20 protein-coding genes and 1 pseudogene are annotated in these 9,808 nt (G+C 47.0%); 20 read left to right on the top strand and 1 reads right to left on the bottom strand.

Annotation, left to right across the window (positions count from 1 at the left end):
• The 7 genes from EDM55_RS29290 to EDM55_RS29265 form a co-directional block, all read left to right on the top strand.
• Window positions 1–415 (top strand): 3'-5' exonuclease (locus EDM55_RS29290; RefSeq protein ID WP_148040083.1); only part of this gene is annotated, 415 nt, incomplete at its 5' end.
• Window positions 416–1,210, top strand: coding sequence for a hypothetical protein (locus EDM55_RS29285; RefSeq protein WP_122962070.1), 795 nt, complete (start codon window positions 416–418; stop codon window positions 1,208–1,210).
• Window positions 1,211–1,226: 16 nt separating this feature from the next.
• Entirely contained in the window at window positions 1,227–2,024 is a 798-nt protein-coding gene (locus EDM55_RS29280) for a replication protein (RefSeq protein ID WP_122962069.1), read from the top strand.
• On the top strand, window positions 1,996–3,357 hold the full coding sequence (locus EDM55_RS29275) for a replicative DNA helicase (RefSeq protein ID WP_246071202.1): 1,362 nt from the start codon (window positions 1,996–1,998) through the stop codon (window positions 3,355–3,357). The genes EDM55_RS29280 and EDM55_RS29275 overlap by 29 nt, the downstream gene beginning before the upstream one ends.
• Window positions 3,335–3,643, top strand: a complete 309-nt coding sequence (locus tag EDM55_RS29270; RefSeq protein WP_122962068.1) for a hypothetical protein — start codon at window positions 3,335–3,337, stop codon at window positions 3,641–3,643. The genes EDM55_RS29275 and EDM55_RS29270 overlap by 23 nt, the downstream gene beginning before the upstream one ends.
• Before the next feature lie 19 nt (window positions 3,644–3,662).
• Window positions 3,663–3,818, top strand: a complete 156-nt coding sequence (locus EDM55_RS30565; RefSeq protein WP_170184567.1) for a hypothetical protein — start codon at window positions 3,663–3,665, stop codon at window positions 3,816–3,818.
• 2 nt (window positions 3,819–3,820) lie between these two features.
• The gene (locus tag EDM55_RS29265; protein ID WP_122962067.1) at window positions 3,821–4,252 is read left to right on the top strand and encodes a DUF5651 domain-containing protein; all 432 of its coding nucleotides are present in this window, start codon (window positions 3,821–3,823) and stop codon (window positions 4,250–4,252) included.
• 3 nt (window positions 4,253–4,255) lie between these two features.
• Here the strand turns inward: EDM55_RS29265 and EDM55_RS29260 are convergent, their stop codons facing one another.
• Entirely contained in the window at window positions 4,256–4,471 is a 216-nt protein-coding gene (locus EDM55_RS29260) for a hypothetical protein (protein ID WP_122962066.1), read from the bottom strand.
• A gap of 78 nt (window positions 4,472–4,549) precedes the next feature.
• Here EDM55_RS29260 and EDM55_RS29255 point away from each other — a divergent pair, with 78 nt between their 5' ends.
• The 13 genes and pseudogenes from EDM55_RS29255 to EDM55_RS29195 form a co-directional block, all read left to right on the top strand.
• Window positions 4,550–5,092: a site-specific integrase gene (locus EDM55_RS29255; protein WP_122962065.1), complete on the top strand. Its 543-nt coding sequence runs from the start codon at window positions 4,550–4,552 to the stop codon at window positions 5,090–5,092.
• 44 nt (window positions 5,093–5,136) lie between these two features.
• Window positions 5,137–5,682 carry a hypothetical protein gene (locus EDM55_RS29250; protein WP_122962064.1) on the top strand — a complete coding sequence of 182 codons (546 nt, stop codon included), beginning with the start codon at window positions 5,137–5,139 and terminating at the stop codon, window positions 5,680–5,682.
• Window positions 5,679–6,008: a hypothetical protein gene (locus tag EDM55_RS29245; RefSeq protein ID WP_122962063.1), complete on the top strand. Its 330-nt coding sequence runs from the start codon at window positions 5,679–5,681 to the stop codon at window positions 6,006–6,008. The genes EDM55_RS29250 and EDM55_RS29245 overlap by 4 nt, the downstream gene beginning before the upstream one ends.
• A gap of 33 nt (window positions 6,009–6,041) precedes the next feature.
• Window positions 6,042–6,266: a hypothetical protein gene (locus EDM55_RS29240; RefSeq protein ID WP_218033733.1), complete on the top strand. Its 225-nt coding sequence runs from the start codon at window positions 6,042–6,044 to the stop codon at window positions 6,264–6,266.
• A 146-nt stretch (window positions 6,267–6,412) separates the two neighbouring features.
• Window positions 6,413–6,679: a YosH family protein gene (locus tag EDM55_RS29235; protein WP_122962062.1), complete on the top strand. Its 267-nt coding sequence runs from the start codon at window positions 6,413–6,415 to the stop codon at window positions 6,677–6,679.
• A 45-nt stretch (window positions 6,680–6,724) separates the two neighbouring features.
• Window positions 6,725–7,006 carry a MazG-like family protein gene (locus EDM55_RS29230; RefSeq protein ID WP_246071192.1) on the top strand — a complete coding sequence of 94 codons (282 nt, stop codon included), beginning with the start codon at window positions 6,725–6,727 and terminating at the stop codon, window positions 7,004–7,006.
• Window positions 7,007–7,041: 35 nt separating this feature from the next.
• Entirely contained in the window at window positions 7,042–7,293 is a 252-nt protein-coding gene (locus EDM55_RS29225) for a hypothetical protein (protein WP_122962061.1), read from the top strand.
• Between the two features lie 42 nt (window positions 7,294–7,335).
• On the top strand, window positions 7,336–7,512 hold the full coding sequence (locus EDM55_RS30560; RefSeq protein ID WP_183191771.1) for a hypothetical protein: 177 nt from the start codon (window positions 7,336–7,338) through the stop codon (window positions 7,510–7,512).
• Between the two features lie 41 nt (window positions 7,513–7,553).
• Entirely contained in the window at window positions 7,554–8,018 is a 465-nt protein-coding gene (locus tag EDM55_RS29220) for a hypothetical protein (RefSeq protein ID WP_122962060.1), read from the top strand.
• Window positions 8,019–8,029: 11 nt separating this feature from the next.
• Window positions 8,030–8,407, top strand: a complete 378-nt coding sequence (locus EDM55_RS29215; RefSeq protein ID WP_122962059.1) for a DUF3850 domain-containing protein — start codon at window positions 8,030–8,032, stop codon at window positions 8,405–8,407.
• Entirely contained in the window at window positions 8,397–8,726 is a 330-nt protein-coding gene (locus EDM55_RS29210; RefSeq protein WP_122962058.1) for a hypothetical protein, read from the top strand. Before EDM55_RS29215 ends, EDM55_RS29210 begins: the two co-directional genes overlap by 11 nt.
• Window positions 8,727–8,738: 12 nt before the next feature.
• Entirely contained in the window at window positions 8,739–9,191 is a 453-nt protein-coding gene (locus EDM55_RS29205) for a YopX family protein (RefSeq protein WP_122962057.1), read from the top strand.
• Between the two features lie 320 nt (window positions 9,192–9,511).
• A pseudogene (locus tag EDM55_RS29195) lies at window positions 9,512–9,808 on the top strand (hypothetical protein); the annotation flags it as partial.

Here is a 9,808-nt window from a genome sequence, read left to right as displayed (position 1 = left end):
CGAAAACATTGCCTTTCGAATACTTCGAAACATCATGAAAGATAGCCTGTTGGTCGCCCACAACGCTGCATTCGATCTTCAATTTCTACATTGGGGCATGCAGAGATTAGCCGGGAAAACCTTCGACAATCCGTTCATCGACACCTTAACCATATCGCGGGAACGCACCACGTATCCTCACAAACTGACTGACATGTGCTCCAAATATGGCGTAGAGATGGAAGGCGCTCACCGGGCACTTAATGACGTAGAGGGATGCTGGAAGCTTCTGAATGCTTTAAATGATCAGGAGTCCGTTCTCCCCTTCGTAAACAAGCTTGGTTATCTGAAGAAGTACGATCCACCCGAATGGGTTCCGGCATACGCAACGCTCTTCCCAACGCAAAACAAATACGAAGCTCGCGAGGTGGTTTAAGTGTTCAAGATCAGGATTGTGAAGGCATTGAACGTAAGGCCTTTTGGGATAAGCATAGGCGAAGAATTAGAGGCACGGATTCTTCCCGGTGGCAATCCTTTTGATATCGGTAGACCATATCAGGTCATCGAAGGGAAGTATTCCGGGGTTGAGATTCCTCAGACGCACGCTATCACCATCCCAAAAGAAAAGCTGTATACGGAGCAGCAATATAAAACTCTGACAAACGAGCTACAACAGGTACGCCAGGAATTGAAGGTAAGTAAGGGGCGAAATTCCTTACTTGAGGTGAGGCTTGAAGAAAGGCGTAGGGCTGCTGTGGGATGGGAAAAGTCGTGGGAAAAACAGCGGAAAATGAACCAGCAGCTCAAACAGGAACTCAAAACCGTAGCTATATCAGAAAAAGTAATCTTGCCACAAGATGTAGCAAATGCGCTCGAGAAATGCCGTGATGCTGAAATGTCTGACTACGGAATAATCACGCTATCCGTTAACCCCAAAAATTTGTACAGGGACTATCCAAGCGAAGTAATCGATGCTCTCTATGTGATCAAACAATACACATACACCTACTCGAGTGAGGATTCCGAGAGGGATACGGGAGCGGACAAGCTCTTAAAAGCTTTGGTCCACGGGTACACGGTTGAATTGTCGCTACAGGATCGGCTCAAGAAAGGTGTCCAGGAGATATACGAAAAGTGGACAACCATTCCAACGTCAGGCAATGACCAGGCAGATGGAGCTGATCTGGCAGAACGGATAAGTACTTTTGTTACGAGTGAAATGAAGCAATAAAGAGCAGGTGAGGTGAATGACAACCCCTCAGATCGAGGATGGATATACTCGTCTGGCTAACGAGATTTTGACACACATAATGAAGGCCAGTCTCAACGGCACACAATTCCGAATCGTGATGGCAGTATGGCGATTTACATACGGCTTCCAGCGCAAAGAACATGAACTGTCTATCGGATTTATCGCACAGGCTATCGATGCAAGTCGTGGTCAGGTTGATAGAGAGTTGTCCGCCTTGATCGAGAGGAACATCATCACTGTCGTTGCGACTGGTTTAAGGGGGTCGAGGGTTATCCGTTTCAATAAAAACCATTCCGAATGGGTGGAGCCACAGCAACCACTGGAAGCACCAAAAGGCAAGGGGAAGAAGAAGCCGTCGCCTGAACCAAAAAAGAACCCAGTGAGAAAGCCCAAACAATATGAGGAAGATAACACGTACTTCAAAATGGCTGTTTACTTCCATGATAAAGTCAGTGCGGTAGCGGCAGCTGAGGGACTTACCCACTTAGTAATTAAGGCAGACCTCCAAAAATGGGCCGACGAATTTCGGAAGATAGTGGAGATAGACAAAGTGGATGACAAACATCTCATCCGGGATGTGATCGAGTGGGTAACGACAGACTCGTTCTGGAAGACAAACGTTCTTTCAGCCAAAACACTCAGGAACAAATTTGGGGAACTGGCATTGAAGATGAAGGTATCAGCGAAACCCAAACAACAACAGAAGCCAAAAGCAGATTCACGAGACAAAGAACTAGCTTTTCAAGAGTGGGTGAGCAACGGAAATGACCCAGATGAATTTGATTGGAGCTGATATCTCAGACTTGCAAGCTGAGCAATCAGTTCTGGGAGCAATATTTTTAGACCAGGACGCAATGGATCGCATAAGCTTTCTGGAACCAAGGGACTTTTCAGCAATCCGCCACCAAAAGATTTTTGAGGTCATGCGTTACATGCATGATGAAAACTATCCAATTGACTTAGTCACGGTGACGGAAGAGTACTTAAAGTTCGGTAGGTTGGAGGACTCGGGTGGTCCGATGTACATGACCGAACTAGCAAGATCGTGCCCAACAGCTGCGAACGTAGAACACTACGCCAGGATCGTCCGCTCAAAAGCAGTAAGGCGAAGAGGATCAGCGGCAGGACTGAAAGTTGCTTCACTAGCAAATGAAGACTTTTCAACGGATGAAGAATACTTTTCAGCGATCGAATCTACGATTGCAGAACTAAGGCCACAAGAGGCTGGTAAGATGCAGAGTTTTCGCGAAAACCGTGAACGGTACTTTGAACACCTGACAAAAAGGGCCGAATTTATTCTCACCGGCTTCAACTTGTTCGATGAGTGGGCAAAAGGTGTATGGCGTGGTTGGTTATATGTCCTTGCTGGACGACCCTCTGCAGGTAAAACAGCAAAATTACTCCAGATGTTGTATGGGATAGCTAGGCAGTTTCGAGACAAGAAAAGCCATATGGATGCAGGTGCAGTACTCCTCTGGTCCCAAGAGATGGATGTGCTACAGATATATGACCGTTGGTTGTCGATGACAACTGGAGTAAATTACAACCGCATTAAAAGCAAGAACCTTGACGACGACGAAATGGCGAAGCTGAAGGGCAGATACGACACTTTGGAAAAATATCCGCTCTTTGTTCAGGACAGCGCCGGGGTCACTATCGATGAGATCCGCGCTACTGCTCGCCAGTTTAAACGGAAGCAAGGAAAGATCGCTGCTATTGCAGTTGACTACCTCCAGATTATGTCCATCCCACAAAAACGAGGAGAATCTCGATCGGAGGCAATTGGTCGAGTCACAAAGGCAGCCAAACAACTTGCCAGAGAATTGAACTGTACATTCATCCTGCTGTCTCAAATGACACGTGATTCAGAAAATGCCTCAAAGCCACAGCTTTCCCATCTGAAAGAATCGGGAAGCATCGAGCAGGACGCTGATGTAGTGGAGTTCCTCTGGCATGATTCAGAAGATACGGATCAGGGAGGAAAAGTGGTCCAGTCGTTCATCGCTAAGGGCCGGGACATCGGGGTGAAAGAGTTCCGTCTTCTCTTCAAGGGCTGGATGCAACGGTTTGAAGAATTGCCGCCGAAAGAGCGTGATTTCGGAAATGCGAAAAATCGAAAACGATGACCAGCTAAAAAACTCATTGGACTGGCTGCTGGAGAAAGCGAAGCAGATGGAGCATCCGCTTATGACTGAGGAAGCCAAGGCTGAGCTGATGGCAAAGTACGATTTCGTTTCATCAAGGGTAGAGGAATACCGGAGAGAGCAAACACTTCTCAAGTTCCCTTACCTGCATCGGATAGACGGAACTGAGGCACCAGAACCTGAAGTGCCGGGGGATGTGAAGCCAGATCCGGAGCCAGCCCCACAACAGGCAAAACCGGTTAACTTGTCTGCGTGGTTGGATGATTAAGGTGAGAGGTTGATGGTACATGGGGAAAAAGCACAAGCCAAAGCCAGATCATCCCTGGAGACGCGGGTTTGTCACCAGAGAAGTTAACGAACACATCAAGCAATCGATCATAAACCCGCAGGTGAACAATTGGAAGGTTGGCGGTGCCCTGCCGCCTTGGAATGGGAGGAAGTAACAATGGCGATCTCTTACCTAAATCGTGATCAACAAGAGCAAATGCTTCTGCTGACTCTTAACATAGTAACGCTGGAGGAGCTGGCAAAGCATGAGAAGTTCAAGTTTGCAGCAGGCGACTTGCGCCGGGCTCGTTCATTCGCACAGCGTGCATACGAGGCGATTAAAGAGCAGCTTGATCCGCACGATTTGAACAAGGTCAACAAAATTGCGGTGGAGTCCAAACTTCTGATCAGAACTCGAACACAGCCTGGCGAGAGCCAAGGGATTATCGATGTCCCACTGTTGCACGATCTGACCATGTATGCGATCGGAAGTAACTGCAGCGGATGCACGAAGTCCGACTGGAAGAAGTGCCACCTCAGAGCGGTGCTCATGGACACGTACTGCCCACCAGCTCAGGAAACCAAAACAGATTGCCAATATAGGCAGTGAGGGTCATTCGTATCGTTTCCCGTGTCCACCAAAAAGCTCTCGGACATGGTTGTAGACTCGAACGTGCATATCGGGAAAGACAATAGCCACCTCGCCTTCTTCAAGCGGTAGCTTATCTGAGGGATGCTCGATGACAAACGGTATCTCCAGATTCTGCAACGTCTCTTTCAAATAGCCCAAGCCAGACCAAGGAACCGAATAATAAAAAGACTTCTCCACGAAATCACGCTCCTTTTTGATAGAGTAGCATACCCGTTTGAGACAAAAAAACAGGCATCACTCCATGGAGGGATGAACATGAATTTTGTCGAGCCGATCAGGGACATGGAGAAATTGGACGAGCTCAAATCACTGTTAAAACAACGTTCTGAGCGAGATTATTTCCTAGTAGTTCTGGGCATCAACACCGGGTTACGAATATCTGACTTGCTACGCTTAAAAGTTTCGGACGTGAAGAGTAAGAGTCACATCATTTTGGTTGAGAAGAAGACAGGCAAGAGAAAGAGGTTTCTGATAAACGACAGCTTGCGTAATGAGGTTGATCAATACACTGTTGGCAAGAAAATGGACGAGTATCTGTTTGCCTCAACCAAAAGAAAGCTGCCAATAACACGGGTACGAGCCTATCAAATCATCAACGGAGCTGCACGGAAAATAGGGCTGAGCGAGATTGGTACCCATACACTTCGCAAAACGTTTGGCTACCATTTCTACCAGCGGACAAAAGATATCGCAACTCTCCAGATGATCTTCAATCACTCGCATCCATCGATTACCTTGAGATACATCGGTATCACGCAAGATTTGATTGATGACGCGGTGAATCAATTCAGCCTATAGGGCTGGGAACACAAGCTCAATTATGTAAAGCAGGGGGATGAAAGATGAGTCATTACTTCTACATCACACCTGAAGAATACACGGAAGCAGCGAAAAATGGTGTTGATTCTGAAAACCTTAACCGTCGAGTAAGGCTTTTAGGCTGGCCGAAAGAAAAAGCAATCAAAACACCACTCCGCAGGGTGACTGATCGACGTAAATGGGTTGAGATCGCCAAGCAAAACGGCATCGGGTACAACACATTTATGAACCGAGTGAACAACCACGGATGGGAAATGGAAAGGGCTGCAACAGAGCCACTACAAGATAGGCGAGCTGCAGCGGCAGAAGCTACAGAAAAGATACGGAAAATTCCACGACAGTACATCCTTCTGGCAGAACAAAACGGGATTGCTTACCATACGTTGCACGCCAGGGTTACTAAACTTGGTTGGGATCTTGAAAGAGCAGCCACACAACCGGTAATGTCTCATGCCGAGATCGGACGGATCGGCGCCCATAATGTTCGAGCGAAGTACGGCGATTGGAACAGGGTATACCTCAACAGCGGCAGGAAGCTCTCTTTCTCAAGGGAGACGATAAAGGCATGACGGAAAAAGACATCCGGCATCTAGAAGATAGTATTCAATGCAATCAAGAGTTTCTTCAGGATGAAATGAAGATGCTTAATATTGCTCATAATCAGCTAAAACAGCATTTTCAGGAGTTGAACATACGTAAGAAAGCAGTGAGGGCGCGAGAGACAATCGACTATCTGGAAAAGAAGTTTATACCGGACACCCAGGAGCGAATCGAGCTAATCAAGCGTTGCATCGAAATCAGCAAGCTGCAACTGGCCGGGCTGACTTACGAAGAGGCTGAAAGACAGCTTGATGAGAATACCGGCCAGATAACTATCGAGGATTTAGCAGTTTAACATTTTGTGTAGGGAGATAAGGGAGGACTAACAATGGCGATACCATTGTCTTACGTCAAAGAACGAAGAAACATGCCTTTCCTCAAAAGGGGGATGCGAGTTGAAGTGGACGGACTGATGGGAACTGTAACGGCTGGCAACCGTAGCGGAAACATAAATGTCCGTTTCGATGGTAAAAAGCACTCAGAAAACGTCCATCCTTGGTGGCGCACGAAGTATTTTGACAAGGACGGAAATCTCATAAAGGCATATGACTAGGGCGACTTATCACAATAGTTATTCAGGAAAGGCGGGTTTAAATGGTGAAGTGCCACGCTTGCGATGGAAAGGGCTGTTTTGACCAATATGAAATGTGCTTGTATTGCGAAGGCAGTGGAATACAAGAAATGAGGGAGGAAAATACCATGAAATTCTTTGAAATCCATTCACCATATTACGCTCTGTTGAAAGCTGAAACACAGGAGGAAGCCGTTACGAAATATACGGAATGCGTGGCTGATAATGACGGCACGTTGCACGAAGAGATTAGGGAAGTGGATCGAGATTATGCTCTTGTGAAATTTGCCTCTGGTGGCGTCGAGGGCGGCGAGAAAATGACGGTCAAAGAAATGCTAAAAGTGTTCAATGAAAATTTGAACGATGTTTTGTGCATTGATTCGGCATTGCTGTAAAGGCAGCTTAACAAAACGGTAATTTAGGTAAACGGAGGGGTACAAGTGGGAAATGGCGTGATCGTCACTTCGGTAATGGCCCATGTGAACAACGATGTTTTAGAAGAACGCTGCAAACAAGATGCGAAATGGGGAAAGCAACGGCATGATTTAGGCGGCTGGCTGATGATACTCATGGAAGAGGTCGGGGAAGTATCAGAGGCTATGATGAAAGAACGTGGTTGGGGCAAACCAACGGACGCGAACGATCTATACAAGGAACTCATCCAAGTGGCTGCCGTTGCCTCTGCAATCGCTGAGCAAGTACTAGAACAAAGCGAGGCTTAACAAACCACACGATTTGTTAAATAGGAGGTAAAAAGATGACCAAGTATCGCAAAAAGCCAGTTGTGATTGAAGCAAAGCAATACAAAGGCTTATCAAACTATATTGAGATTTGTGAGTTTGTGGGAAAGCCTTTGGACTCTGAATACAACAGGGAAATCATCGTGATTGAAACTTTGGAAGGCACGATGAGGGCAAATACAGGCGATTACATTATCAAGGGAGTCAAGGGTGAATTCTATCCCTGCAAGCCTGACATCTTTGAAGCCACATACGAAGCTGTAGAGTGACTTAACAAAGCAATCGATGTGATAAATGAGGAGTGATGAGTAGTGGAATTGCAAATCGAAGTCGGTAAGACATACTACAATGACAGCGGACGTCATCGAACGGTAGTCGGATTTAACGGGCATCTCGTTAATTACAAAATGAAAGCGAACAGTAAGACTACATATTGCGTAGCGATATGGGAATTCGAAAAGTGGGCGAAAGGTGTTGTAGATCGTTAGTTTTACAAAACATTACTTTTGTATCTAGGGAGGGGAAAGAGGTGGCAGAGGATCGACTAATTGTTACAGTCAAGTCCGAATTCCGGCTCTTTCGCCAACCCCACAAAGTTGGGGATGTAATTCGCGTGAGAGAAACAGACTTGCTGGTTATCGGGATTGAACGCTTTGACCTTTGGGGTTCCACATTAACAATTTGGTACACATGCCAAAATCTGCTGGTGACAGACTTTGTTTCGATGAAAAAGGCATACAAGGAGCCGCACACTGTTGAGGCATATGTGAAGATCAAGCATGACGACGATCGGATAAAACAGTTCTTATTAGGCACTGTCCATTACATAAGGGGACAGGCTTATAAAGTCCAAGAGTACACGGAGCTCCTTATCAAAGGAACGGATATCGAGATTAGCTTTTCAGCTCGTCCGATCCACCCCATTGACCGTAAAGAAGCCAAGGCAAAGCTGTTCTCAGAACGTCGTAAAAAGCTGCAGTTAGAAATTTTATAGGAGGGGACGTCATGATTCACGATCTGAAAATCTTCCCAGAGCATTTCCGTGATGTTCGGGCAGGCATCAAAACTGCTGAGCTGCGGCTAAATGATCGGAACTATCAGTCAGGGGACGTGCTGGTGCTGCGTGAATACGATCAGGAGACCGGCGAGTACACGGGTGAGGTTGAGACACGGACTGTCACCCATGTGCTGGCTGGCGAGCAGTGGCTCCAGTCAGGCGTGGTGATGCTGTCGATGAGCGAGAACAAAATATGCACATGCTGCTGGGGAACAGGAACAGATCCATGGCCAGTAAATGACGAGGGTCCATTAAGGTACGTTAGATGTGGCCAATGCGAAGGCACTGGAGAATGGGAGAAGCGAGGGGAACGGGATGGCAACTAATTACGATAAATTGGTGGCGGATTTAAACCATGCAAATAAAGCGGCCTGCCAAGCTGTTTCACAGGTAGACGATGGAGGCAGTGCCAATCGAGATTCAGTATTTCTTCGAATACCGCGGGCAAGAGAAAGATCGGTCTTAGCCGCGATCCAAAAGGCTGGCTTATACTGCCGTAGAAAGAGCCACTGGATCGGGCAAGGGTACTTTATTACTCCAACTTCTGGTGGACAAGGTGACAAGCGAGCCAAAGCTGCAGAGGTAATGGCAAAAACTCTGAACGACCTGGGCTGGGATACTCTTACGTTTCAGCAAATGGATTAGGAGGGGAACGGGATGCAAGCAGGACGTGAGATTAAATTTCGTGGTAAATCTGTTGAAACAGGCGAGTGGGTTTATGGCATGATGGTGAACAACTTGTTTATAAAAGATGCCGATAGGACGCCAGTAAACTACATCGTCATCGATAACGAAGATTGTGCCATGTTTGATGAGATGGAACCACTTTTTATCGAGGTGGCCCCAGAGACCGTAGGTCAGTTCATAGGAATCCGTGACAAATATGGAAGGCAGATTTACGAGGGGGACATTCTCGTGGATACCTTAGGAACCACAGGTGAAGTTGTTTGGATGTTGGAAGATTGCTCCTTTGCAGCATTAGTAAGTCATCCTGAAGTAGAATACATTGCTTTTGAATCGGACGGATCACTTAAGAACACATGGGTAATTGGCAACGTCTTTGAGAACCCAGAACTCTTGGAGGTGGCTGAACATGCAAGCAGGACGTGAGTTGGATGCGAAAGTGGCGGAGGCGTTGTGATGGTATTACGGCGAGTACCATCCTGAACTTCCGAAGTTTTCGACCACATGGGAAGGCATGGGCGTACTGGTGGAGGAAGCGAAGAAACACGGAGTCTTTCTGGAGTTCTCACATGCACTAGGTGGTGGATACTACGGGCTTGCTGGATGCTTTGAGGATGGTGAGTATATAATTCTCCACAATTCTTCTGAAGCACGCTCAACAGCCCCGTATGCTGCCTGCCTGATTTTCTTAGAGGCAATGTAGCTTGCCATTTAACAAAAGAGAAATTGTGATGAGGGGGGAGAGCATGCGATTTGTCGGAATCGACCCGTCAACCAAAACGGGATTCGTTGCCCTGGACAAGCAGGGGAACGTAGTCAAGCAGAAGGAGCTCACCGGGATCGGTAGCCAGGACCCCATTCGAATGACCACACTGGTTGATGAAATCATGGATCACGTACTAACAGGGGACATCATTTGCATCGAGGGCTTCGGCTTTTCTTCTCAGCAGGCCATCCAGCTTGGTGGTATCGGATGGGGCGTTAGAATGGCGCTGTATCGAAAAGGTTTCAAATATTTCGATGTGGCACCCATGGCACTGAAG

Source organism: Brevibacillus centrosporus, from assembly GCF_003710815.1.
GTDB lineage: Bacteria > Bacillota > Bacilli > Brevibacillales > Brevibacillaceae > Brevibacillus > Brevibacillus centrosporus.
The sequence above is the reverse complement of the archived record's forward strand: the minus strand, read 5'-3'. Positions and strand labels throughout refer to the sequence as shown.